Source organism: Neptuniibacter sp. 2_MG-2023, from assembly GCF_030547495.1.
In the GTDB taxonomy this organism is placed as follows: domain Bacteria; phylum Pseudomonadota; class Gammaproteobacteria; order Pseudomonadales; family Balneatricaceae; genus Neptuniibacter.
In genome coordinates this window covers 62,430-88,325 of the sequence record NZ_JAUOQC010000010.1, presented here as the reverse complement: position 1 = coordinate 88,325, position 25,896 = coordinate 62,430, and the positions used below count along the sequence as shown (strand labels likewise).

The 25,896-nt window shown below is 41.6% G+C and carries 27 protein-coding genes; 17 read left to right on the top strand and 10 right to left on the bottom strand.

Features of this window, described 5'->3' with window-relative positions:
* Positions 1-10: 10 nt before the first annotated feature.
* The 10 genes from mnmA to Q4486_RS10875 all read left to right on the top strand — a co-directional run bounded on the left by mnmA (position 11) and on the right by Q4486_RS10875 (position 8,587).
* Positions 11-1,126 (top strand): tRNA 2-thiouridine(34) synthase MnmA, encoded by a 1,116-nt coding sequence (gene mnmA / locus Q4486_RS10920; protein ID WP_303519438.1) that lies wholly within the window; start codon positions 11-13, stop codon positions 1,124-1,126.
* A 10-nt stretch (positions 1,127-1,136) separates the two neighbouring features.
* On the top strand, positions 1,137-1,832 hold the full coding sequence (locus tag Q4486_RS10915; RefSeq protein WP_303519437.1) for a lysogenization protein HflD: 696 nt from the start codon (positions 1,137-1,139) through the stop codon (positions 1,830-1,832).
* 130 nt (positions 1,833-1,962) lie between these two features.
* Complete coding sequence (purB, locus tag Q4486_RS10910) at positions 1,963-3,327, top strand: adenylosuccinate lyase (RefSeq protein ID WP_303419159.1); 1,365 nt, start codon at positions 1,963-1,965, stop codon at positions 3,325-3,327.
* 76 nt (positions 3,328-3,403) lie between these two features.
* Positions 3,404-4,240, top strand: a complete 837-nt coding sequence (locus tag Q4486_RS10905) for an alpha/beta fold hydrolase (RefSeq protein ID WP_303519435.1) — start codon at positions 3,404-3,406, stop codon at positions 4,238-4,240.
* Between the two features lie 11 nt (positions 4,241-4,251).
* A complete protein-coding gene (gene trmJ / locus Q4486_RS10900; RefSeq protein ID WP_303419163.1) occupies positions 4,252-4,977 on the top strand; it encodes a tRNA (cytosine(32)/uridine(32)-2'-O)-methyltransferase TrmJ in 726 nt (241 codons plus the stop codon).
* 47 nt (positions 4,978-5,024) lie between these two features.
* Positions 5,025-5,273: a hypothetical protein gene (locus Q4486_RS10895; protein WP_303419165.1), complete on the top strand. Its 249-nt coding sequence runs from the start codon at positions 5,025-5,027 to the stop codon at positions 5,271-5,273.
* Entirely contained in the window at positions 5,273-6,424 is a 1,152-nt protein-coding gene (locus Q4486_RS10890; protein WP_303519433.1) for a cupin domain-containing protein, read from the top strand. The genes Q4486_RS10895 and Q4486_RS10890 overlap by 1 nt, the downstream gene beginning before the upstream one ends.
* 520 nt (positions 6,425-6,944) lie before the next feature.
* Complete coding sequence (gene rnk, locus Q4486_RS10885; protein WP_067865564.1) at positions 6,945-7,358, top strand: nucleoside diphosphate kinase regulator; 414 nt, start codon at positions 6,945-6,947, stop codon at positions 7,356-7,358.
* Positions 7,359-7,427: 69 nt separating this feature from the next.
* Positions 7,428-7,823 carry a DUF2391 family protein gene (locus Q4486_RS10880; protein ID WP_303419172.1) on the top strand — a complete coding sequence of 132 codons (396 nt, stop codon included), beginning with the start codon at positions 7,428-7,430 and terminating at the stop codon, positions 7,821-7,823.
* A 422-nt stretch (positions 7,824-8,245) separates the two neighbouring features.
* Positions 8,246-8,587 (top strand): hypothetical protein, encoded by a 342-nt coding sequence (locus Q4486_RS10875; RefSeq protein ID WP_303519432.1) that lies wholly within the window; start codon positions 8,246-8,248, stop codon positions 8,585-8,587.
* 112 nt (positions 8,588-8,699) lie between these two features.
* Here the strand turns inward: Q4486_RS10875 and Q4486_RS10870 are convergent, their stop codons facing one another.
* Positions 8,700-9,572: a hypothetical protein gene (locus Q4486_RS10870; protein WP_303519431.1), complete on the bottom strand. Its 873-nt coding sequence runs from the start codon at positions 9,570-9,572 to the stop codon at positions 8,700-8,702.
* 272 nt (positions 9,573-9,844) lie between these two features.
* Positions 9,845-10,789 (bottom strand): LysR family transcriptional regulator, encoded by a 945-nt coding sequence (locus Q4486_RS10865; protein ID WP_303419180.1) that lies wholly within the window; start codon positions 10,787-10,789, stop codon positions 9,845-9,847.
* A gap of 177 nt (positions 10,790-10,966) precedes the next feature.
* Between Q4486_RS10865 and Q4486_RS10860 the strand changes: the two genes are divergently transcribed.
* Entirely contained in the window at positions 10,967-12,565 is a 1,599-nt protein-coding gene (locus Q4486_RS10860; protein ID WP_303519429.1) for an isocitrate lyase, read from the top strand.
* A 206-nt stretch (positions 12,566-12,771) separates the two neighbouring features.
* A complete protein-coding gene (locus Q4486_RS10855; RefSeq protein WP_303519427.1) occupies positions 12,772-13,335 on the top strand; it encodes a hypothetical protein in 564 nt (187 codons plus the stop codon).
* Between the two features lie 153 nt (positions 13,336-13,488).
* Here Q4486_RS10855 and Q4486_RS10850 read toward each other — a convergent pair whose 3' ends face one another.
* A complete protein-coding gene (locus Q4486_RS10850) occupies positions 13,489-13,737 on the bottom strand; it encodes a hypothetical protein (protein ID WP_303419845.1) in 249 nt (82 codons plus the stop codon).
* 854 nt (positions 13,738-14,591) lie between these two features.
* On the opposite strand from Q4486_RS10850, the gene Q4486_RS10845 reads away from it, so the two are divergent.
* The 3 genes from Q4486_RS10845 (at position 14,592) to Q4486_RS10835 (ending at position 18,386) form a co-directional block, all read left to right on the top strand.
* A complete protein-coding gene (locus Q4486_RS10845; protein ID WP_303519425.1) occupies positions 14,592-16,190 on the top strand; it encodes an isocitrate lyase in 1,599 nt (532 codons plus the stop codon).
* A gap of 139 nt (positions 16,191-16,329) precedes the next feature.
* The gene (locus Q4486_RS10840; RefSeq protein WP_303519424.1) at positions 16,330-17,583 is read left to right on the top strand and encodes an MFS transporter; all 1,254 of its coding nucleotides are present in this window, start codon (positions 16,330-16,332) and stop codon (positions 17,581-17,583) included.
* 146 nt (positions 17,584-17,729) lie between these two features.
* Positions 17,730-18,386: a hypothetical protein gene (locus Q4486_RS10835; protein ID WP_303519422.1), complete on the top strand. Its 657-nt coding sequence runs from the start codon at positions 17,730-17,732 to the stop codon at positions 18,384-18,386.
* Positions 18,387-18,513: 127 nt separating this feature from the next.
* On the opposite strand, the gene Q4486_RS10830 is transcribed toward Q4486_RS10835, so the two are convergent.
* Positions 18,514-18,924: a thioesterase family protein gene (locus Q4486_RS10830; RefSeq protein ID WP_303418307.1), complete on the bottom strand. Its 411-nt coding sequence runs from the start codon at positions 18,922-18,924 to the stop codon at positions 18,514-18,516.
* 158 nt (positions 18,925-19,082) lie between these two features.
* Between Q4486_RS10830 and Q4486_RS10825 the strand changes: the two genes are divergently transcribed.
* The gene (locus tag Q4486_RS10825) at positions 19,083-19,556 is read left to right on the top strand and encodes an FKBP-type peptidyl-prolyl cis-trans isomerase (RefSeq protein WP_303418309.1); all 474 of its coding nucleotides are present in this window, start codon (positions 19,083-19,085) and stop codon (positions 19,554-19,556) included.
* A 105-nt stretch (positions 19,557-19,661) separates the two neighbouring features.
* On the opposite strand, the gene Q4486_RS10820 is transcribed toward Q4486_RS10825, so the two are convergent.
* The 4 genes from Q4486_RS10820 to Q4486_RS10805 all read right to left on the bottom strand — a co-directional run bounded on the left by Q4486_RS10820 (position 19,662) and on the right by Q4486_RS10805 (position 23,946).
* The gene (locus tag Q4486_RS10820) at positions 19,662-20,087 is read right to left on the bottom strand and encodes a DUF1353 domain-containing protein (protein ID WP_303519420.1); all 426 of its coding nucleotides are present in this window, start codon (positions 20,085-20,087) and stop codon (positions 19,662-19,664) included.
* A 212-nt stretch (positions 20,088-20,299) separates the two neighbouring features.
* Entirely contained in the window at positions 20,300-21,133 is an 834-nt protein-coding gene (locus Q4486_RS10815; RefSeq protein WP_303519419.1) for a class I SAM-dependent methyltransferase, read from the bottom strand.
* A gap of 219 nt (positions 21,134-21,352) precedes the next feature.
* On the bottom strand, positions 21,353-23,329 hold the full coding sequence (locus tag Q4486_RS10810) for a methyl-accepting chemotaxis protein (RefSeq protein ID WP_303519418.1): 1,977 nt from the start codon (positions 23,327-23,329) through the stop codon (positions 21,353-21,355).
* Between the two features lie 332 nt (positions 23,330-23,661).
* Complete coding sequence (locus Q4486_RS10805; RefSeq protein ID WP_067865613.1) at positions 23,662-23,946, bottom strand: DUF4242 domain-containing protein; 285 nt, start codon at positions 23,944-23,946, stop codon at positions 23,662-23,664.
* Positions 23,947-24,082: 136 nt separating this feature from the next.
* Here Q4486_RS10805 and Q4486_RS10800 point away from each other — a divergent pair, with 136 nt between their 5' ends.
* On the top strand, positions 24,083-24,766 hold the full coding sequence (locus Q4486_RS10800; protein ID WP_303519474.1) for a helix-turn-helix domain-containing protein: 684 nt from the start codon (positions 24,083-24,085) through the stop codon (positions 24,764-24,766).
* 142 nt (positions 24,767-24,908) lie between these two features.
* On the opposite strand, the gene Q4486_RS10795 is transcribed toward Q4486_RS10800, so the two are convergent.
* Positions 24,909-25,187, bottom strand: a complete 279-nt coding sequence (locus Q4486_RS10795) for a hypothetical protein (protein ID WP_303418318.1) — start codon at positions 25,185-25,187, stop codon at positions 24,909-24,911.
* Positions 25,188-25,308: 121 nt separating this feature from the next.
* Positions 25,309-25,782, bottom strand: coding sequence for a DUF3465 domain-containing protein (locus Q4486_RS10790; protein ID WP_303519417.1), 474 nt, complete (start codon positions 25,780-25,782; stop codon positions 25,309-25,311).
* Positions 25,783-25,896 lie beyond the last annotated feature (114 nt).

Genomic DNA, 25,896 nt, shown 5'->3' with positions numbered 1-25,896 from the left:
GAAAAAACCCATGACTGATCATAGCCAGACTAAAGTGATCGTCGGCATGTCCGGCGGCGTTGACTCATCCGTATCAGCCCTACTCCTTATACAGCAAGGATATGAGGTTGAAGGCCTGTTTATGAAAAACTGGGATGAGGATGATGGTACTGAATACTGTACAGCTAAAGACGATTTAGCTGATGCGCAAGCCGTCTGCGATAAGCTAGGTATTAAATTACATACCGCCAACTTTGCAGCAGAGTACTGGGACAATGTATTTGAACACTTCCTTGAAGAGTACAAAGCAGGTCGCACCCCCAATCCCGATATCCTTTGTAACCGTGAAATCAAATTTAAAGCCTTTCTTGAGTACGCTATAGAGTTGGGCGCGGATATGATCGCTACCGGTCATTACGTTCGCCGAGGTCTACGTGAGGGGAAAACCCGCTTACTTAAAGGGCTTGATAACAATAAAGATCAAAGTTACTTCCTACATCAAGTAGGCCAACCAGAGATAGAGAAAACCCTTTTCCCCGTAGGAGAATTGGAAAAACCAGAGGTCAGAAAGCTCGCAGAAGCTCATGATCTGGTTACGCATAATAAAAAAGACAGCACCGGCATCTGCTTCATTGGCGAACGTCGCTTTAGTGATTTTCTGAAACAGTATCTACCAGCTCAACCCGGTAAGATAAAAACACCGACAGGCGACCAGATAGGCGAACACGCGGGCTTAATGTATTACACCATAGGGCAGCGCCAAGGCCTGCATATTGGTGGGCTTAAAGATTACCCAGAAGAACCTTGGTTTGTCGCGGGCAAAGATCTAGAGCACAATGTACTTATCGCCGTACAAGGTAAGCAGCACGATCTACTGTTTACCGATTGGCTAACCGCCGATGAGATTTTTTGGATAAATGGCGAAGAGCCACCACTACCTTATCGTTGCAAAGCTAAAGTACGTTATCGTCAATCTGATCAAGAGTGTATTATTGAACGCCACGGTGATTCCGGTTACCTCATCCGTTTTAATGAACCCCAACGAGCAGTCACACCCGGCCAATCCGTTGTTATTTATAGTGATGATGTATGCTTGGGTGGTGGCGTAATAGAAAACACTGGCAAGAATGAATCGTTAGATAGCTGAGAGGTTTAAGGTGTCACGTCAACATGATGAACAAACATTAGGCCTGGCCGGAATTTTCCAAGCAGCAGCCTTAGTCGAGCAGATAGCTACACGCGGAATGGTTGCCCAAAACAGCCTTGAAACCTCTATCTACAGTATTATGCAGCTCGATCCCGCCTGTTCTGAAGATATTTATGGTGGCGTGGATGACCTCCCCTACAACTTACACTTAGGCCTACAAAATCTTAAAGATATCGTTGATAAGCCGCGGGCTGAACATAATAAAGATGTTATTCGCTACGTACTTAGCATGGTGCATTTGGAGCGTAAGTTAAGCTCAAATCCCGAAATGCTTCAAACCATTGCCCATCGTTTGAAGCAAGTCACAGAACAAGCAAAATACTTTAATTTCGAAAACCAGTACTCCGAAGCAAATTTAGCGCCAGAGCAAGAGCTTGCTTTGACGCCATCAACATACTGCCACCCGAACGTTGTCGCAAATCTTGCAAGCCTTTATCAAGACACCATAAGCTCATTCAGCTTCCGTATCCAAGTAACAGGCGATCCAAGGCATCTACAGAACAGTGAAAATGCGGCAAAAATTCGCGCCCTGCTCCTTGCAGGTATTCGTAGTGCGATGTTGTGGCGACAAAAAGGCGGAAAACGTTGGCACCTACTCTTTTTTAAATCACGCCTTCGTCCTTCATTGAAAAAAATAATGGGTTAAGTTGCTCCTTATAACGCTCTCTACCCCTGCATTAGTTTATTGTCTGGATTTGTCGGCACTAACCCTACGAAAGTGACGCCTACTCAGGTATAATGCGCGCCTTCTTTTTAATCAAGATAGAGATCGTTTCATGGAGCTTTCCGCACTGACGGCCGTTTCGCCGATTGATGGGCGCTATGGCAGCAAAACAGCTGACCTACGTGATGTATTTAGTGAATATGGCCTAATACGCTTTCGCGTAGAAGTAGAGGTACGTTGGTTACAGAAACTAGCGGCTCACGCCCAGATTAGTGAAGTTCCAGCATTAAGCGCTGAAGCTAATTCTGTTTTAAACGCTATAGTGACTGATTTTGGTCCTGATGATGCAGAAGCTGTTAAACACATCGAACGTACAACAAATCACGATGTAAAAGCAGTTGAATACTTCATCAAAGACAAATTCAAAGATAACGCCGAATTAATGGCAATTAATGAATTTGTTCACTTTGCCTGCACCTCTGAAGATATTAACAACCTATCCCATGGTTTAATGCTTAAACATGGTTTAGATGTTGTTTTACCACAGATGCAACAAGTCGCTGATGAGATAGCAACCCTTGGCCGCGAATTCGCAGAACAACCAATGCTATCCCGTACCCACGGTCAAACAGCATCACCTACAACAGTAGGTAAAGAGTTTGCAAATGTTGCATACCGCATGCAACGCCAGATTAAACAGTTAAAAGCTGTTGAGATCTTAGGCAAGATCAACGGTGCTGTAGGTAACTACAACGCTCACCTATCCGCTTATAGCGATATAGATTGGGCACAAAATGCACAAGAGTTTGTTGAAAGCTTAGGTTTAACTTTCAACCCATACACAACTCAAATCGAGCCTCACGACTACATTGCAGAGCTCTTTGATACTGTTGCGCGTTTCAACACGATCCTGATCGATTTCGATCGTGACATCTGGGGTTACATCTCTCAGGGTTACTTCAAACAAAGAACAATCGCCGGCGAAGTTGGATCATCCACTATGCCGCATAAAGTTAACCCTATCGACTTCGAGAACTCCGAAGGTAACTTAGGTATAGCGAATGCGATCATGGGTCACTTAGCACAAAAACTACCCGTTTCCCGCTGGCAGCGCGATCTAACAGATTCCACAGTGCTGCGTAACATGGGTGTCGGCTTTGGTTATAGCCTAATTGCTTATCAATCTAGTTTAAAAGGGATCAGCAAACTTGAGCTAAACCCTGCTAAGCTAAATGAAGACTTAGAAAATGCTTGGGAAGTCCTTGCTGAACCAATCCAGACCGTTATGCGCCGTTACGCTATCGAAGAACCTTACGAGAAGCTGAAAGCACTAACCCGAGGTCAGGATATGAATAAAGAAACCATTCTAGCCTTCGTGGATACGCTTGATATGCCAGAAGAAGCCAAACAGTCTCTTAAGGCATTAACACCACACACTTATATTGGTAATGCGGTAGATCAGGCGAAGAAAATCTAAAAATGGTGCTTTGGGCTCAATTTAGATTTTAAAAACGGGGCTATGGCCCCGTTTTTATTATTATGGATTAAGCCTTATGGAATACCTTACTCGCCCCGACTTAACTAAGATTCATTTCGTCTCACTTGGTGAAGGAAACAAGACCTTAATATTCCTTCATGGCTGGACCGCCTGTGTACGTGAATGGCTACCCTTTGCCTCAGAGCTAGCCCAGAAGCACCGAGTCGTCTGTTGGGATGCGCGAGGACACGGAGAGCACCCCTATTCCGAAGGCACGAATATGACACTCCCCGAAATGGCTGACGATCTTCATACACTACTTAATTATTTAGATATTCAAGAAGCTGTCATTATTGGCCACTCTCTGGGCGCTTTAACGACTTGGGAATATATTCGTAAATATGGCCAAGACCGTATTGCAGGGTTATGTATGGTTGATCACTCGCCGAAACTACTTACCGACGATGAATGGAATCATGGTGTTTATGGTGAATTTAGCAGCAAAAACAATGAAACCTTTATCCAACTACTAAAACAAGACTTCACTCAAAGTGTTTTAGAACTCATAGCCTATGGTATGCACTATCAATCGTTACAAAACTTCCAACAAAACTCCCACAGTTTTCAAAAAATGCGCGATTATTTACAAAAGCAAAATGCGCCATTACTTATCGCGTGTTGGGAAAACATTACACAGCAGGATTATCGTGATGTCCTACCTACAATAAATACACCGACCTTGCTAATTTATGGTGAAGAAAGCCAATTTTATTGCGCAAAGTTACAAAACTGGGTTCATCAACATATTGAAAATTCCGAATTGCTTGTCTACCCTAGCGCGGACCACTCACCCCATTTGTGGCATAGACAAAAATTTATCTATAACCTTAACCGCTTTGTTGATGCTTTGTGAGATCTCCTGAAATGCTATCAAACATTAGAGTTGTACTAATCAACACCTTCCACCCAGGTAATATTGGCGCCGCAGCCCGCGCTATGAAAAACATGGGTCTAAACAATTTATACCTTGTGGAACCGAGAGAGTTTCCAAGCAGTGAAGCGGATTCCCGAGCTGCGGGTGCCAAAGATCTGTTAGACAATGCGGTAATCGTCAGTTCACTGGAAGAAGCTATTTCAGACTGCCAGTTAGTGATAGGTACCAGCGCACGAACCAAACGCACCTTCGACCTTCCTCTCCTCAATGCGAGAAAAGGCGCTGAGCGGATCGTAGCAGAATCAGAACAAGGCAATGTAGCACTGGTTTTTGGCCGAGAAACCATGGGACTACATAACGATGAACTACAGCAATGCAATGTTCATATTTACATTCCTGCCAATCCTGAGTATCCCGTACTCAATGTATCCCAAGCGATCCAACTGCTTTGCTATGAAGTCTATGTGGCAGCAGAAGAAAAAACGTATACCCCTATTGAAGAAGAATACCCTCGCCAAAAAGAGATGACTCTGTTTTATAGCCATCTAGAAAAAGTGTTACGCACAACGGAATTTATAATTCCTCAACATGAGGGTAAAGTACTAGATAAGTTACGTCGTTTTTTCAATCGCTCTCGTCCAGAGCGTACAGAGCTTAATATGCTTCGAGGTATATTAACTTCGATTGAAGAGACCGTAGAAAAGCTAAAAAAGTAACTATTAAACCAGTTTCATCACTGAACGATTACTTGAGACCAAATACGATGGAAGACACTCTACAATCTTTATTAAAACAAACGGATGAACTTCGTGCAGGCATCAAACAGATGCAGGACGAATCAAAAATGATGGGCTACAACGCTGTAGGTATACGCCAAAGCGCCGAAACAATACAAAAATGCCTTAAAAAAGTAGGGAATAATAAGATTGCAGCTTTAGCCAATCGTGATAAACGTAAAGTTTATGACGAAATGGAGAAAGCCGTTGAAGAGTTAATGGAGTTTATAAAGTAGTGAACTCCCCATTTGGCGATATCAGTGTAGAAACCTTCCTACGCGAGTACTGGCAGAAAAAGCCATTGCTCATACGTAATGCTTTTCCTAACTTTGAAGCCCCAGTAAGCCCTGACGAGCTAGCAGGCATGGCCTTAGAAGAGGAAGTAGAATCACGTTTAATTATCCAGTCCCCAGATGGCAAAGACTGGAAACTTGAACATGGTCCTCTGAGCGAAAGCACTTTTACAGATCTACCGGATAGCCATTGGACACTCTTAGTGCAATCGGTCGATCATTGGATTCCCGAGGCTAACGAGTTATTAGAATATTTCCGCTTTGTACCGAACTGGCGACTTGATGACCTTATGGTAAGTTACGCTACTGATGGTGGCGGGGTTGGCCCTCATTGCGACAATTACGATGTATTTTTAATCCAAGCATCGGGGACTCGACGCTGGGAAGTTGGTGGCACTTATGGCGAAGACTCACCCCGCCGTAACGATGTCCCCGTTATGATTCTCCCTGAATGGATCCCCGAACAAAGCTGGGATTTAAATCCAGGTGACATGCTCTACGTCCCGCCTCGGCTTGGCCATAATGGTTACGCCATTGGGGATGACTGTATGACCTACTCCGTAGGCTTCAGAGCGCCCTCCCATCAAGAGATGATGGCAGACTTCACTGACTATCTAGACAATATAACTACCGCTGAAGACCGCTACAGTGATGCTGATCTGAAACAGCAAGATAATCCAGGTGAAATCACCCGCGAAGCGCTGGATCGCGTAAAAGCGATTATGCACGAATATATCGACAGCCCTGAACTCCTCGCCCACTGGTTTGGTCAATTTATGACAGAGCCCAAAAACCAGGAACAAGGTGCAGATCAAAGCTGCGAGCTAGATGAAGCTGAAATTAAACAATTGCTAGATGACGAGACTCCTTTATGCCGAAGCGAAGGCTCTCGCTTTGCTTTTAATAGAGTAGATAATCACTTTATCCTTTTCGTCGATGGTAAAGGCTGCGCCTGTAGCCAAGGTCAGATTCAATTAGCGGAAAGTTTATGTGCAAATTTATACCAAGAAAAAATAGATCCTAGTGAAGAAAATATTGAACTACTCAAGGCATTACTTCTACAAGGCTCTGTCTACTTCTTAGAAGATGAATAGATAGCCCAACCTTAGCTAAAGACAAACACTGCTAGCCTGTTTGTCTTTAGCTCTCTCCCTCTCTGAGCTATAAAAAAGCCGCTCGAACATTCAATAAATCATCATTTTTAAACTAGCTTTTAAACACAACATCAGCTAGCTTAGAGTTGAGTAAGATTAAAAGAATAATCCTCTGATATTCACAAAAACCTCTGTAAAACGAAAACAAAAATGAGAATAAAATTCCATTAAAAACATATAGTTAAATCCAACACATAATGTAAACATTATACCTTTAGCCTTACCGATTCTTAGATTAACCTGATAGCTATTCCATAATTATTTTTTGAACAGCAGATATCAAACCAATACTAAAGAATAGACTAAATGGATATAGCGATTGCCCAACCTTATTGATACAAGGTTATGGTCTGTCATTACATTGAATAGAGGGCGGTCATAAAAGATGAACAAAAGCTTTTATGTATCGGTGTGAATATTTAATAACAGATTGCTTCAAATAATACCTTGAGAGAGAAAAATGAACACAAGGCCAGAAATAACAATTACTTCATTAGATGCAGATCGGCTCTATAATTTGATTGAGTCCCTGCCAAAAAACAGCTTTGCCGGCCAAACGGAGCTAGAAGCTGAACTTGAACGGGCCAATGTCGTAGCGCCTGACGAAGTTCCGCCAACAATCGTTACTATGAACTCGACCGTTAAATTTGTTATCGAATCAACTAATGATGAGTTTGAATTAACCCTCGTTTACCCAAAAGATGTAGATGCTGACGGTCAAAAGATTTCTATATTAGCACCCATTGGTAGCGCCCTCTTAGGCCTATCTATAGGAGATGAAATCGAATGGCCAAAACCTGGTGGTGGGGATCTAAAAGTTAAGCTAACAGAAGTATTATACCAACCAGAACGAGCGGGCGAGCTCCATCGTTAACATATAGCCCATAAATAGCTGCTGAGGGTTACACACTCTCAGTAGCTAAGTGATTCAATAGGAACTCACATGAAGTTAAGTTTTAACGTTGAAGACGCAAGTCAGATATTTGTAGGCGCTTTTGCGCTTGCTGTACCTATATCATTTTCTGAAGAAGCTTGGCGATTAGGCGAAACCCTACCCGGTTATAACCTATTGATGTTGTTTATCCTATCCATCACTTTTCTTGGCCTTTATACCTATGAGAGTGTATTTCAAACCGATGTTAAGGCTAGAAAGCTTGTCTTTATATCCCGAATCGCCATCGCATACCTTATGACTGCGCTTGTAGTAGCCTTAGTCCTATTTTGTCTTAACAAGCTTCCATTATTTGAAGATCCGCTGACATCCTTTAAACGTATTATTGTAATCACTATGCCTGCTTCAATGGGGGCTATTGTCGTCGACAGTTTTGATAAGGAGTGATCTCACACTAACAAGATTCGTGCTAAATGAAGAAGTTAGCCTAAAAAGCCAAACTTAACGCAATAAGGATAAAATGAAATCAGCCAATATACTGATTAAAGCCACTGTAATTTGCCTAGTGCCCCTACTTGCCTGTTCGATCTACTACACAAGCGAACGACTTAGTGACACCCACACTTTTATCTATGTGGCCGCTCAAATGGCACTACCTATACTACTTATCAGTTGTGCTTACATTGCAAATCTAGTTGCATTAGGTAATTGCAAAGGTTGGCGTCTCTACTTGTCATCCTCTTCAATAATAATTTCAGCATTTATTATTGCCAGTATCTGGCTATAAGCCATCCCGACAATAAAATGCATGAACAAAGACCCCTGTACAACTTACCCCGTAACAGCTACACACTAGGGCATATAAACCGATGATCTCAGAAAACAACAGCCAACAAGAGAAAGTAGTCGAATCTAATCCCTCTTTAGAATCAGAGATCAATTCAGCCCGTATAAACGCACTTGAGTTAAAGCTAGAAACCTTATCGATTATTACAGAGTCACTCTGGAATCTACTTGAGGATAGTGAGTTAGACTCTAGATCGGACCTCAAAGGAGAGATGGCAAAGGTCATCTCTGATCGAGCGGAACGCGATACAATCACGGTACACTGCCCCGCTTGCGATTCCCAAGAAAAAGCGAACTCAGGCTACTGTCGGCATTGCGGAGAAAAGCTAAGCTATTCAGGGGAGATATCCCCTTTCGATTATTAATAGCCCGTCATCAAACCTTTTAGACAATAAAAAGAGGCCTGCAAGCAGACCTCTATATCTTGTCCATAATCGTCTATTTTTGTCTAAAACAGACGAGCTAAAAAGCTTTTATTTATGGTTCAATTTTATAAACATCAATACGCTGTGAGAACATTAAAGGTACAAATAAAAGGTCTCCTTTCGAGGAAAGGTCACCGGTAAACTTCTTAGGTTCATTAAAAAGTAACTCTAGCTTTTGGTCTTTATATTTAAAAATATTGCCATTCATCCAGTCACTAACAAAGAGCGCACCCTTTATCTCAGCAATACCATCAAGGTTACCAAAGGCTTCCGCATTTTTATAAGCGGTTATCTGTTTCGTATCTCTATCAATAATAGAAAGGCCGCCTAGAACATCCGTTGTAAAGTCCTCGTGCAGACCCGTACCCCAAGTAGCAACAGTTAATTGTCCATGATTAAAAAGAAGTCCATTAGGATGGGGTAGCGCCTCAGCCGAAATCCACTTAGTCAGTGCGTCATTTTCATAACGATAAACACCACCACCAAGAATATCACTCAGGTAAACAACACCTTTATCATCAATAACTACATCGTTCAGCATAACACTGCCTTCAGCTTTGATTGATTTAACCAGTTCACCTTTTTCATGGTCAACAATATGCATTTGCTGCATATCAGCAACATAGAGATATTTCTCATCCATTGCTAACCCTTTAGGTGCGTCCATTCCATTAACCCAAACGTGACGAATAACCTTACCTTCATCCGATAACAGACTAATATAACCTTTACCGTTTAACGCAGCAGGATGGCCATTAACATTGGAAACAAAAAGCAATGGCTTTGTTGGATGCACTAAAACCGATTCAGGCTCATCAAAACCTTCTAAACTCCATGCTTTATCAGGCGACGCTAAAACCACATTAGCACTCAGTGCTAAGCAAGCCATAGCAACCGATAATGTTTTTTGTAATCCTTTTTTCACAATATTCACCCTAAATAATAAAATCAATCAACAGGTTATCTTAGTCTTAAATTCGATAGGCGCTAATGAGAAGACATAAAGTCTTTACTGACTCGATAAGCACCCTATCAAAGATATAAATATACTTATAACAGATTAACTAAAGTACGCACATCTGTAATTGAATGATTATCTAAAAATCCGACAGCCCGTCAGTTTTTACTACCTAATGCTTTGAATAACGTCACAATACTAGAAAGTGAAACGGGCGCAATTCCCCTTACAACCAGAAGTTATTCAGTATGATTTTGTGCTACTTCAGTAATGACACGGCGTATCCATTGATGCGCCACGTTATGCTGCAGAAGCGGACTCCAAGCCATTTTCAGTTCAAATTCAGGCACATCAAAAGGTGGCGTTTTCATCACTAAACGCGAGTTATTCGATTGGGACTGGGCTGCCGCTTTAGTCGGTATAGTGGCGATTAACCCTTTTTCCTCAGCCAACAACGCTGCTGATTGATAATGGCGCGTAAAAACGGAGATATGACGCTTCGCATGTAACTTCTCTAATGCCTCATCAACCCAACCTAAACGTTTAGTATCCTTCGGCGTAATCCCCATTCCAGCCCCCATCCCTGTTTTACTAACCCAAACATGGCGTGCAAGCAGGTAAGTTTCTAAACGGAAATCATCGGCTATAGGGTTATCAACGGAAAAAAGGCAGGAAAAGCTGTCTCGCCATAATGTTTTCTGATGAAATGATTGTGGCATCGTATCAAAGCGGTTAATCACCAAGTCCACAAGCCCCTGCTCCACCTCCTGAAAACTCATATCACTCGGTGTAAGAATATCCAATACAATATTAGGTGCTTCTTCCCTTAGGCGGTTTAAGAGTCGCGGCATTAACGTCGACTCACCGTAGTCGCTGGTCATAATACGAAATACACGATCACTGGACGCTGCATCAAAATTGGCTGCCGGCTCAATTACCTGCTCAACCGATGCTAATACCTGCCGCAATAGGGGCTGGAGACTTTGGGCTCGCTCAGTCGGCGCCATCCCTTCACTAGTTCTTACCAGCAAAGGATCACCGAATGTTTCGCGCAAGCGACGCAGGCCATTACTCATAGCAGGCTGCGTTATACCTAATAAACTGGCAGAGCGAGTGACATTACGTTCACGTAATAAAATATCTAAATACACTAATAAATTTAAGTCGATCTTATCCAAATTCATAGCAACGCCGCATAAACACTGAAGAAAGCTAATAATACCACATCTACATTCACACAATAAATACTGCAAATAAGAGCCATTTATTTCAATTATGCGTCTCCACACACTAAAATCCACATCGAAACTATTACAAAGGGCAACACAAAACGTTGCTCGAACATTATGGAAGGAATGAGCATGTCTACACTAAACAAAGACATTGAAACTATCTCTGCTGCAAAAGCAGCTGCTGGTAGCCCTTGGGACGCTATCAATCCAGAATCTGCTGCACGTATGCGCGCTCAGAATAAATTCAAAACTGGCCTAGACATCGCTCAGTACACTGCAGACATTATGCGTGCTGACATGGCAGCATTTGATAAAGACAAATCCTTATACACTCAGTCATTAGGTTGCTGGCATGGTTTTGTTGGTCAGCAAAAAATGATCTCCATTAAGAAACATTTCGGTGGCAAAACTGACCGTCGTTACTTGTACCTTTCTGGTTGGATGGTTGCTGCGCTACGCTCTGAATTTGGTCCTCTTCCTGACCAATCTATGCACGAGAAAACAACCGTTGCTCACTTAGTTGAAGAGCTTTACACCTTCCTACGTCAAGCTGATGCACGTGAACTAGGCGGCCTATTCCGTGAACTAGACGCTGCACGTGAAGCAGGCGATTCTGCTGCTGAAGCTAAAATCCAAGATCAGATTGATAACCACGTGACTCACGTTGTGCCAATCATTGCAGATATCGATGCAGGTTTCGGTAACGCAGAAGCGACTTACCTAATGGCTAAGCAGATGATCGAAGCCGGTGCTTGTGCACTGCAGATCGAAAACCAAGTAGCTGATGAGAAACAGTGCGGTCACCAGGATGGTAAAGTAACCGTTCCTCACGCTGACTTCCACGCTAAGCTACGTGCTCTACGTTACGCTTTCCTTGAGCTAGGTATCGACAACGGCATCATCGTTGCGCGTACTGACTCTGAAGGTGCGGGCCTAACTAAAGAGATCGCTGTTGTTAATGAACCTGGCGATCAGGGCGATGTTTACAACTCTTTCCTTGATGTTGAAGAGATCGATGTAGCTGATATGGCTGAAGGCGATGTATGCTTCAACCGTGACGGCAAGCTAGTACGTCCTAAGCGTCTACCATCCGGTCTATACCAGTTCCGTCAAGGTACAGGTCATGAGCGTTGCGTATTTGACTGTATTGAAGCGATCAATGCGGGTGCCGATCTACTATGGATCGAAACTGCAATCCCAACCGTACATGAAATCAAAGGCATGATGGATGACATTCGTAAAGTTCACCCAGATGCTAAATTGGTTTACAACAACTCTCCATCATTCAACTGGACACTAAACTTCCGCCAGCAGACTTACGATACTTGGGTTGCTGAAGGTAAAGATGTGTCTGCATACGACCGCGCTAACCTAATGAGCGCTGAGTATGATGATTCTGAATTGTCCGCTGTAGCTGACGAACGTACACGTACCTTCCAAGCTGATACATCACGTGAAGCGAACGTATTCCATCACTTGATCACTCTACCGACTTACCACACAACTGCGTTGTCTGTAGACAACCTAGCGAAAGAGTACTTCGGTGAGCAAGGTATGTTGGGCTACGTTAAGAATGTTCAGCGTGAAGAGATCCGTCGCGGTATTGCATGCGTTAAACATCAGAACATGTCTGGTTCAGACATCGGCGATGACCACAAAGAATACTTTGCGGGTGAAAATGCGCTTAAAGCTGGCGGTGCGAAAAACACCTCTAACCAGTTTAACTAAGCATAATTAGCGTTAACTGCCTTAATTAATTTTCCAGCGTTAATTAGGGCAGACTCCTATACTGGAGCATAAGGCGGCACCTTGTAGTAAGGGCCGCCTTTTTTATAGATAAGATTACTTCTAAGATCTGTCGAAAGACTCGAATGGCTTTTTACGTTAAAATTCTACCCCGTTTTCTACTGCAAACTGATTAAGTGATTTCGAATATGACTGATACACCTGATTTTCTTAAAGATGCTAAAGATTTGTTAACTGAGCAAGGATTTACTACAGGTAATACTTGGTATCATGGAACATCCTCAGCACTGATCGACTCCATAAAAAAACAAGGGCTACAACGCTCAGGGGATAGAGCGCTAAAAGATGCTGCTAAGAAAACGATGGCGACAATCGGCAATGCCTATACAGAATCAGTTGAACCTGTTTTTTTGACGCAAAGTAAAGAATTAGCATTTTACTGGGCACAACAAACAATCAGAAACCGCAGTGTAAGAATCGAAGGTGATGAGCAACCCGTTGTTCTTGCTGTAAATCTTCCAGAAGCGTTAAATACACAAGTAAAACCAGATGTAGGTGCGGCTAGCTTATTATTAGTAAAAGAAGGCGAGCACTTTATGGCCTACCTTGCAGGTATTTATCAAGAAAATGGCTTTGATGCGCCGGAAATAGATTTAATGAAAGCTGACCGAATGGAATACCTAAACAAATTAGGCATGGCGTACATTAATACCGATATTGATGCTGTATACCTAGACACCATCACTAGTTAATACCCACCAGTTTGTTCTACATAATTTACAAAAAGGATGCTACGGCGTCCTTTTTAATTATTGTTTCTGTATAGATAGATCCGTTTGAAGCCCAACTATTTAGTATTTACATAACCGCGCTATATTCAACTAGATCTACCCCATTGTAATCACCTACTCATCCTTAATCTTTGCAATACCCTCTTCTCCCTCATACTTAGACTTCAACTGATTAATATAAGCTTTCTGCGAGCTAAGATTTAATTCATGTACTAAAACTTTACCTTCTAAATTAACCACATCTCGACTTAAGCCTTTTACTTGCTGAAGTTGAACAAAGTTAAATCCTATAGAACAGATAAAGAGCAAGCCAATAACAATCAAGGCATCTAAATGCACTGTAAATTTACGTTTTAAATCCACAATAATGTCTCTCTTTTCATAACCAATAACTGGTTACAGAGATTATCCTTTTAAACAAAAAACACAATCTAAAAATCTATTTCTTACAAAACAGGCGGAAATTAAAGCGCTATAAAAGCGCTCATAAAACCTACCCAAAAAAAGAACTTATATCCTAACCAAAAAAATCATGCTGCGAACGCGTAAAAACAAAGAGATCAAATAAAAATAACGTAGAGGCATTTGGAAGAAATCCACGTAATATTGACAAACTTTCCTCCATTATATGATGACTTTAAGCCGATTTACTGACTAACTTCATCTCATAATATGAATCAATCCAATGACAAAATAGCTTTGTAATTTATTTTGACGTTAAACAATCTATAAAATATCCAGCAAATAGCTGGAAAGCCTTTAAATTCAAGCGATCATATGATTTATGTAGTCAAAAACACTTAGAATTAATTGGAATATAAAACATACTTTAAATAACTAAAAATCTTGTAATTGAGTAAAATAAAGCGCTATACCAAAGTCGCTACTACTTAGTGATGAGCTTTAAAAGCTCCTATCTATAGGGATTAATGCTATTTCCCGCTCTTCCTTCTTGTAGTTAATTTACCTTTTTATAGATAGGCATTATGTAGCAATACTACAGTTTTGCACGTGCACAAAAAGTAGCTTTACGAAGCTCTAAAATACCCCCATTATTTACTCACATAACCACTCAATGTATTCAACAACATTGCTTGGTCAGATTATCGTTTACACGGTAATCAAAAATATAAGTTGAGCTAAGGGAAATACCGGCTTGGGCTTGTGACTCGCCAAAATTTAATTTATTGAACAGATTACTCTGTAGAGGATTGACCATGTCCGCATTGAACCAAGACATTGAAACTATCTCTGCTGCAAAAGCAGCTGCTGGTAGCCCTTGGGACGCTATTAACCCAGAATCTGCAGCTCGTATGCGCGCTCAGAATAAATTCAAAACTGGCCTAGACATCGCTCAGTACACTGCAGACATTATGCGTGCTGACATGGCAGCATTTGATAAAGACAAATCCTTATACACTCAGTCATTAGGTTGCTGGCATGGTTTTGTTGGTCAGCAAAAAATGATCTCCATTAAGAAACATTTCGGTGGCAAAACTGACCGTCGTTACTTGTACCTTTCTGGTTGGATGGTTGCTGCGCTACGCTCTGATTTCGGTCCTCTTCCTGACCAATCTATGCACGAGAAAACAACCGTTGCTAACTTAGTTGAAGAGCTTTACACCTTCCTACGTCAAGCTGATGCACGTGAACTAGGCGGTCTATTCCGTGAACTAGACGCTGCACGTGAAGCAGGCGATTCTGCTACTGAAGCTAAAATCCAAGATCAGATTGATAACCACGTGACTCACGTTGTGCCAATCGTTGCAGATATCGATGCTGGTTTCGGTAACGCTGAAGCGACTTACCTAATGGCTAAGCAGATGATCGAAGCCGGTGCTTGTGCACTGCAGATCGAAAACCAAGTAGCTGATGAGAAACAGTGTGGTCACCAGGATGGTAAAGTAACCGTTCCTCACGCTGACTTCCACGCTAAGCTACGTGCTCTACGTTACGCTTTCCTTGAGCTAGGTATCGACAACGGCATCATCGTTGCGCGTACTGACTCTGAAGGTGCGGGCCTAACTAAAGAGATCGCTGTTGTTAATGAACCTGGCGATCAAGGCGATGTTTACAACTCTTTCCTTGATGTTGAAGAGATCGATGTAGCTGATATGGCTGAAGGCGATGTATGCTTCAACCGTGACGGCAAGCTAGTACGTCCTAAGCGTCTACCATCCGGTCTATACCAGTTCCGTCAAGGCACAGGTCATGAGCGTTGCGTATTTGACTGTATTGAAGCGATCAATGCGGGTGCCGATCTACTATGGATCGAAACTGCAGTACCAACCGTACACGAAATCAAAGGCATGATGGATGACGTACGTAAAGTTCACCCAGATGCTAAATTGGTTTACAACAACTCTCCATCATTCAACTGGACATTAAACTTCCGCCAGCAGACTTACGATACTTGGGCTGCTGAAGGTAAAGATGTGTCTGCATACGACCGTGCTAACCTAATGAGCGCTGAGTATGACGAAACTGAGTTGTCTGCTGTAGCTGATGAACGTACACGTACATTCCAAGCTGATACATCACGTGAAGCGAACGTATTCCATCACTTGATCACTCTACCGACTTACCACACAACTGCGTTGTCTGTAGACAACCTAGCGAAAGAGTACTTCGGTGAGCAAGGTATGTTGGGCTACGTTAAGAATGTTCAGCGTGAAGAGATCCGCCAAGGTATCGCCTGTGTTAAACATCAGAACATGTCTGGTTCAGACATGGGTGATGACCACAAAGAATACTTTGCGGGTGAGAATGCGCTTAAAGCTGGCGGTGCGAAAAACACATCTAACCAGTTCGGTTAATTGTTAAGCACTTCAGACTAAAAAAGGACGCTTCGGCGTCCTTTTTTATTTCAATAAATTAGAATAACATCCTCTCCTCTTACCTTTATTTCACGCACTCGTTATTATCAATAATTCCTATTTTTTATTGGCCCTATAGATGCTTACTAATAAGTTCCACTATGCTTGGATTATTGTTCTGTCTGGCGCGATATCTCTCTTCGCTTGCTTAGGACTAGGCCGTTTTGCACTCGGTATGTTACTACCCTCTATGGGCAGCAGCCTTCAACTAAGCTATACACAGATGGGGCTTATCAGTACGGGTAATTTTATTGGCTATCTATTCGCTGTATTACTTTGTCATCACCTTATTCATAAGTTTGGCGCACGCTACTCTATATTCTTAGGTTTAATCTTAGTTGGCATAAGCATGTTCCTAATCAGCTTCAGCAGCCATTTTATGATTATCACACTTCTATATTTCATAACGGGTATAGGTAGTGGTACTGCTAACATAGCGGTTATGAGCTTAGTCGCCCATTGGTTTACTGTGCAGCATCGAGGCCGTGCAGCGGGATTTATGATCATGGGTAACGGCTTAGGCATTGTTGCTAGTGGCGCATTAATTCCTTGGCTAAATAGCACATGGCTCGACGATGGCTGGAAAGTCGGCTGGGGAGCATTTGGATTAATCATCATTCTGGCCGCATGCATCACAGCGTTTCTCTTTCGTAACAACCCAGCTAAACTAAATTTAAAACCTTATGGATATGAGTCTTCATCCTCTACCGATCCGTTGCAAGCCACCTCCAAACCCGCAGGCTTAGAATCTGATAAACAAGCAGCTAAATCCATCAGTAAATTGATCCTTCATATAGGCTCAATCTATTTCTTATTTGGTTTTACCTATGTGATCTATGCAACTTTTATCGTAACAACTCTGGTTGAGCAATATCATTTCACAGAAAGTGACGCTGGATCACTATGGATGACGATGGGCATTCTGAGTATTTTCTCAGGTGCTATTTTTGGCAGTCTATCTGATCGGTTTGGGCGCAGATTTGGCCTAATATTAGTGTTTATATTACAAACACTTGCATACTCTTTAGCGGCATCAGAAATAGGAACATTCACCCTATTTTTATCCATGGCATTATTTGGCATATCAGCCTTTAGCATTCCCGCAATCATCGCTGCAACGATCAGTGATATTTTACCTATATCCGCTGCAGGGAAAGCCTTTGGTTATGTCACCTTTTTCTTTGCTATAGGCCAAATTTCAGGGCCAACATTAGCCGGGTATTTAGCAGAACAAACCGAATCATTCACATCAAGCTACCTCCTTTGTGCTTGTGCAACGACGTTGGCTATTATATTAACAACTCTCTTTAGGCCTAAAATAACTTCCCGCTAAGTATTGCCGCTTCTACGGCAACCCTTTGCCTTAAAATAGACGAGAATCACCTTTCACATAACTTCTCTTTTAAAAAACATAGGCTTAGATAATTGGCACTGCCTTTGCTATAGATTATGTACAGCAAACTTACGGAGAGCAGTTCTATGCATAATACACTGGCATCATTTAATGCTCAGGCGCATATTCCTATTGATGAGCCTTTGAAAAAGCACCTGCCTGCAACTAAGAGCGCTATTTCTATCCAACAGATGGATCAGTTTTATTTAACAATGCTCGAGCAGTTCTCTCCCGTTACACAAAAAAAATATTACTTAGCTCAGCAAGAGAAACAAATTCAGGCTTTGTTTAGAGTGGATGGAATTCTTGTCGCTGCTTTTTATACCGATTCAACCATCTTATGCTTCGATCAAAAAGTAGAGTCACTTATAGAAGCGATCAACTATGCACCTTTAAGCCTTGATCGTGTCAGTTTCATATTAGAGAGCCGTCTATCGGACCATGTCACACTAGAGTACTACTCTAAAAACTACCCTACGCACGGAGATTTACTTAAAGGCTCGTTATATACAAAAGCAGACTTAAAAGCGGGTTTCACAATTGATGAAACATCTTTAGAGGAGTTAATGTGTGATTGGCTACAACAGTATCAGCAATGGATGCAGGACTATCTATATTTTAACCTTGCACAAATTTCTGCTGAAGAATCAGAGATCCCAAAAACAATCACCAACGACCCTGCACCAGTAGAGGAAGATATAGTCACGACTCTTCTAGCTAATAATTACGCCATAGTTAGCTAAAAAATCGCCCACGAAGCTCAATTTTTTACACTATACAAACGCGTTTAATCCCCGCCGAGAGTGTCCTACCTATGGCCTTATTAATACCCAGAATCTCTGTTCTCGACAAATAGAACAAAGAAAACTCTTAATCAAACAAGGCACGAACAACTTCAGGTAATGGAACTGATTTCTCAATCCTGTGATCAATCCATACAACCTTTGCATGCCCTTGGCTCACAACAGCTTTATCATCATGCTGACTGAAAACCTTGTAATAGGTCATAAAACTGGATCGACCAGGATCGCTAATATAGCAATCAATCCGTAATAGGTCAGGGTAAACAACAGGTCGAATAAATGAACATCCTATATCAATTACGACGGGGGCCAGCCCATTAGGATCAAGCTCCACATTCATATTATCTAAAAGCTGCACCCGCGCTTCTTCAAGATAACGCATATACATCGCATTATTAACATGCCCATAAGCATCCATATCCCCCCAACGAACAGGAATAGAACAGCTATATATTAACTTACTATTTTCCAGATCCATCCCAGCCTCACATATAGATAATTCAAAAACTCACTGTAAACTATCTAGCCGAAGAAGGAATGACAACTTCAATCAAAACCAGTAACACTATGTCATACTGCTCAGAATCTAGATAATCAACAAGCCCCAAATACACTTACCTACTACGGATCTATACAATGCTGAATTACCTGCTTCCTATCCTAATTATTGCCATCTTGTTTTTTCTCTATAAAAACAATCAAAACTCAAAGCAGCAATTGGCCTATAACCTAGAAGCAGGAAAAACTTTTTTAGCATCTAATTTGACCAAAGAAAACGTTACACAAACCGACTCCGGCTTACAGTACGAAGTGTTAACAAAAGGTACGGGGGAGGAACATCCAAAAGCTACATCAAAAGTAAAAGTACACTACCACGGCACCTTAATTGACGGCTCAGTCTTTGATAGTTCAGTAGAACGTGGCGAACCGATTGAGTTCGGCCTAAATCAAGTAATCAAGGGCTGGACTGAAGGTGTACAGTTGATGGTTGTGGGAGAAAAAACACGCTTTTATATTCCGAGCGAACTTGCTTACGGCAATGGTTCGGCAGGTATAATCACCCCTGGATCAACGCTTGTTTTTGAAGTAGAGCTTATCGATTTTAAGTAAAAATTGAAGCTCTATATTATCCTGCTGTAATGCATAAAATCTGTGCGCTACTTCCCCAACCCGCACCTATGTGCGGGCCTCTTTTTTGTATACCTAAGCTAATTGTTATACGGTCGGTGCTTTAGTTACTGGTCGTTTATTAGCAGGATCGGCGGCGGGATCACCAAAAAACTTCAACCCAATATAGACCCACCACGCCCTTAATACCCACATTCCATCATCTTTACATATTTGCTGTAAGAGCCGGTCAGCTGCATCGCGGTCTTTATCTTTATCCAACAAGTTCTCACGCATTAACTGATATAGAGCATCGTGAACTAGGGAGCCTCGCATAAAATCGCGGGTATCAAAGGTCGGGCCTGAAGGACCATCCCATGCATAACCCTTTTTTATCTTAAGCACTCCCTCTTTCGTTAATTCTATATAGCCAGAAGGAGATAAAACATCCTTATCAGGCATAAACGAAATAGTAGTTACATAGCTATCAACGATCTGATATTTATATCCTTTTTTATATTCGATGCATTCCATAGCACTTCCCTTATGGATAAGAAAACGATCTTAACGTTTCGGCATATTACATAACTACAGAAGCTTATGCCAAACCCCTCATTAAACCTAAAAAGCAAAACTGACGCGCCCAATTATGCCGCGTACTTTTTAATACTAGTAAAGATTGTCTAAACTAGATAGTTACTAACAAACACCTGAAGAAAGCCAAGTCACCCTACTACGTCACCCTACTACCTTAGCTTTTTAGCCTTAATCTCAACTGGCGCAATATATCCCTCACGCAGTGCTTGGAGCATATTTTTAACTTTAATTCCGCTATTTTCATTCATTAATGTATGAAGTCCAAGCGGAGAGCGAGCGTTTTTTACTTGGTTTTTCTCCCGTTCCTTTTTGAAAAAATCCAGAGCAAATTGAGAATGATTTTTCACCAACGTAATTTCAAATCCAGCACGGGTTAGTGCATCAGCATAGTGTTCACTTGAGGCTAAAAAATTCATACTTTCTCGATCAGCCCAAGGCACCGGATAACTAATCACTCCTGTTTTTTCCCGCATCACATCGTAAATAGTAAAATAGGCACCCGGTTTTAATACACGATAAACCTCTGCACATAGCTTTGCTTTATCTTCAATATTCATCCCAACATGTAACATATAAGCGCCGTTAAATGATCCACTAGCGAAGGGCATATCTAACGCACTACCTGTATATAATTTAATACGCCGATCAAGTTTCACCCATGAACAAAGGACATTACCGCTTTCAACATACTCTTCAGTTAAATCAATACCCGTAACAGGATTGTTATATCGATTAGATACATAACGACAAGCCCCTCCCAAACCACAGCCTATATCGAGCAAGTGATCCTGCTCTGAAAGCCCTAAGCAGCCTAAGATATTATCTGTAGCTTGGCGGCCACCTATATGGAATTCATCAACATTCGCCAGATCTTCGATATTAAGATCATGCAAAGACTTTCCTGAGTTAACTAACGCATTCTCAATAGATGTCAGTAAATCACCATGCGTATAATGTGTAGTGACTAGCTGTTTATCAGACATAACAACTCCCCCTTAATAGCACTGAATCAATATAGCTTTTTAGAGATCACGAGGGAAAGGGAAAGGGAAAGGACAATAACAGGCAGGTATAAGGCTAAAAAGTTATCTATAAACCTTAAATGGCGTTCCCCCATTCAAGGTTATAGCAATCCTTTGGTTTCACTTCACCGCTGACCATAAAAGGTACTTAGGCCAGCGGCTGATAGAGAAACAATACATCTATTCAAATTGAACAATCATCTGATTAAGCTTGCCACTAATAACAACAAGGTTGTCTGCATAACGTCTATTATTTTCCGCTTCATTTAAGCTGTTATTCGCTAAATCAGTATTTTGCGACATAACATTAACAATCTCCGCCGTTAATTGAGACTGCTGCTCTGTTGCTGAAGCTATTTGTGAACTCATCTGGCTGATACTCAAATTAGCCTCTGCTATTTCACCAATCGCTTGTTCCGCTTCATTTGCAATCTGCATAGTTTCTTCAGTTTTTTGCATATAGAGCTGAGTGCGATCCACTACATCATTGGTGGTTGCATTAAGCTTATTGGTCAATTTCTTAATATCACTCGCAGCACGCGAAGTATTTCCTGCTAAATTTCTCACCTCATCAGCAACTACCGCAAAACCTCGTCCCATCTCACCGGCTCTTGCCGCCTCAATTGACGCGTTAAGTGCTAACAAATTGGTTTGATCCGAAAACTCCTCGATGATTAACAACGCCTGTAGGATTGACTCCGTATCCCCTTTCAAGGAAACAAGCGCATCATTAGTACCTGCAACGTCACTCGAAAGTTCAGAAATATTGTTATGAGTATCTCTCATCAAGCTAATACCTTTCTGAGTCAGATCATTAGCTTGATTTGTGTATTCACGTGTATGAGCAGCATGGTCAGCCACTTCTACAAAGGAGCTCTTTAGCTGCTCCATCTGCTCTGCAGTACTGCGTGTACTAGCTTGTTGCTCAGCCACAATACAACTAAGGTTTTTTGCACTAGTGTTCATATTTGACTCTAGCTCTTTAAGTACGCCAGTTTCACGCTTAATATTCGTCAGCAGGTCAGAGAAGTAATCTTTTAAACTGTTGATAGAGATACGTAACGTTGCTACTTCACTGATTTTACTAGGCATATCCATCTGCATTTTTAAATCACCTTCAGATAAGCGACTTACATAATCAGTTGCACGATGAAGAATGGCAGCCAGACGGTATTTAATCATCGACATACAGGCGCCTGTAATAATGATCAATACAACACAGACCGCCAGTAACAGGTATACATCCTGTAAAATGTTCTGATAGTGTTCTTCCAGTGTACCTTCTAAACCTTGGAGAGACTGTTCAAGCTTGAGCACTTGCTCCTTTGCGGCCAAACTACCTTGCTGTTTTTGCTCAGTAAATTTAGCGATATTATCTAACTCTTTAGGGTAGCGCCCTGCTAAATTTTTAATAATTTGCAAAGATGCTTCACCAATATCTTCTGCCGGGCCATTACTTTCCTCGGTATCCCAACCTAATACACTAGCCAGTTCATCTTCCTCAACCTCAGCCTCTTTATAAACACCTAAACGAGGTAAAGCATAGAGTTTTTCGGCCGTCTCTTGCATGCCAACTAAATAACTTTCACTGCTCTTTAATATTGAGCTATCGCCTTTTGAAGCGCTATTTTGTCTCACATAAATGGTCGGTACTAGATAATTGATAAATTCAGCTGACAAGTTCAAATACTTTTGCTTAAGATCGATTGGAGCGTTCTCCGCTTTAGCAACATATTCCATTATTGCCGTTATCTCGGCGAACATTTCTCGCTCACTATTTACTAGCAAAAGCTCCGGATTAGATAATTTCCCCGCTTCTCGTAAAGTACTCAAAGCATTATCTCGCACCAATATCATCTGCTCCACCGCAGGGGTTTTAATGTCTGACGGCAATAAACGGTTCTGCTGTGTTTCCCCAATCAGTTCATTAATATCATTATTAATTTTACTAAGCAGTGTTGCATCACCTGTCAGCAGGTAGGTGTTTATAGGCTTTTCAATTGCGTGACGGGTACTCGCTTCATATTCGTAATAGCTCGTACTGGTCTGATAGGCATCGTTTAGACGATCAAGCGACCACACTATAGAGATAGTAAGCACAGCAAGGATAAGGAAAAGAGCAAGTGAGGTGAGCTTAGTCAGCAAAGAGATTTTCATAGATTTGTACGCCATTACAACATGTGATTAAAAAATGAACGTCCTTTTTCTACGGAAATATTAATTCCGAATGCGCGTTATTAGACTACCGATAGATGACAGAAATATGACAAAAAACAACAATTTCTTATAGCGACACACACGACTAAGCTACCGCTTAGACTCAAACAGCGATGCGATAAATGTTCTAAAATCGTTAAGTTTGAGGGCTTTTTTGAGTGTTACGTTTATGCAGTAACGGATGAATAGAAAGATCAAACGAAGTAAGGATACGCTAGGCAATGAAAGGGCGACAACCACTACCTAACGTAAAGCTTAAGAAATGGCCTGAATTAGGCGTCTGCGGTCGTAGGATCTATCTCACTTTTAATTTCTGAGATGGTATTAGCCGGAAACCCACTTCGCTCCGCATGTTCATGAATTAACGCTTCATCCGCGCTGTTATAGATACAGAAGGTTTTATCTCCAACAACGTAGCTGTTTTCCCAACTGATATCTTTTTGCTCTGACTGCATAGCAGATAGCACTTCATTTGATTTTTCGGCCGCGGCACTTAACGCTGCATCATCAGCCAAACCTATATCCGGAATATCTCTCTCAATAATGAACTTAGGCATGTATAAGAACTCCATATAATGTTTTTGTTGTTATCTAGTGCATTATACTAGAACCAACTATCCCTTAAAAATGCTATGTAAACTGTAGCACTCAACTACAGATTCTGTAGTTAGGAAAACCTGATTGAGTAACGCTATGCAATATCTACAATTTTGTCCCCTTGCCAAAGCCTCCGAACTCTTATGTGAAAAATGGACACTATTAATTATCAGGGAGCTTTTAATGGGAGGGAAACGCTTTAATGATTTTCAACGGGGCATGGCATCTATCTCCCCTACCATGTTGACTAAGCGCCTAAACGAATTAACAGATAACGGGCTAGTCGTGCGTAAAAAGATATCCGGTCAACGGGGCTATGAATACTTCCTATCTGAATCGGGCAAAGAGTTAGCTCCTATCATCCAACAAATAGGTGAATGGGGAATGCGTTGGACACGTAGTCAACTACCTAATTCAGAGCTCGATATAGAGTTACTCATGCTTTATCTAGAACGCAGCATCAACCCACACAACCTACCGGGCGATAATACGATCATCTCATTTAACTTTTCTGATCAAAACCAGATGGCTAAATGGTGGATTGTTGTCAGTAACGAAGAGGTTGACGTATGTACGGTGGATCCAGGCAAAGAGGTAGATATCTGGTTCAATACAGACCTTCGCACCATGATCGAAATTTGGATGGGTTACACCACCTATAAAACAGCGATTCGTGCACAAAAGCTACAACTTGTAGGACCGAGCGCACTCACTAATAATATAAATAGTTGGATGGATAGTAGCGTTTTTGCAGAAATTCCCGCAGCCAATCAGATCTAGCCTAGTCGTTACAAGGCCCTCTACTGCTGAATAGTGACTATTTTGAATAGGTGAGAAACAAGGTTTAAATAAGTAGAAGCCAAGAGGATTCGATAAGGATGGTTACCAGCCATCCTCGTTTTCTCTATCTCTTTAGTGCGAACTATCGACTGCCCCAGATTTTAGCAACCGCGCGATCACTTCCTAAGAAACCAACGATTAAACACACAAAACCAATTACGAAAAAGACCAGAATAGGGATAAGACCACCTAATTGATCAGAAGCAATGGCTGTAATACCTGACAACGTCGAAAGCACAAAAAATAAGAGTCCCATATACATCAAAATCTTACGATGAGACGCTTTATAGCTATATTCACCTTCACCGGATTCGAAAATATTTAAGATAGGCGCAAAGAGTTTTCTCAAGGTATTTTTCATAGGGCTCTCACAGATAATACAAGGGCACAGTGTAATTTTATGCGCCCTACTTGTACAGAAGATAAGCGTGACGTACCCATCGAGTATAATACAGACTCAGCTTAGGGCTAAATCATCTCTGCTACTGGTATATATTCCCATTGTGCAGCAGCCAGCCTCCTTCATGACGCCCTTGTGGGTCATGATGGGTCCAATGCATCACCCCGCCTCTGGCACTCCACTCATATTCACCAAAGAATTTGACCCTATCACCTATGCTAAGCCCATTAATTCGAGGCGCTAAATCAATATTATGAGCAACTAACAAGGTTTGTCCTGTTGATAATTCCAGAATAAATTTTTGATGGCGACTACCTTTCAAGTCATCAGCAAGAACCTTTACAACTTTTCCCGAACCTCCAATTTGTAGATCACTCTGCTTATTTTTAAAGGCCTGCGCTAAGGCTCGATCACTAGATGAGTATTCGGAGGTATTACTATTAGATAAGTTTTCCGTATTTACGGTTTCTTCTATACGTTCAATAACTTGAGGATTATCTTGAAGGTACGCATAAAAACTTACCCCAATTAAGCAAAGTAAAATTAACTTCTTCATTATTATCCTGTGATATGAATGGTGATACTGAGTCATTTAACGCTGAAAGGAGCTATTAGCATCATCCTGATGCGAGGAGCCATCCTATGGCGATTACGCTCATATATTAACTGA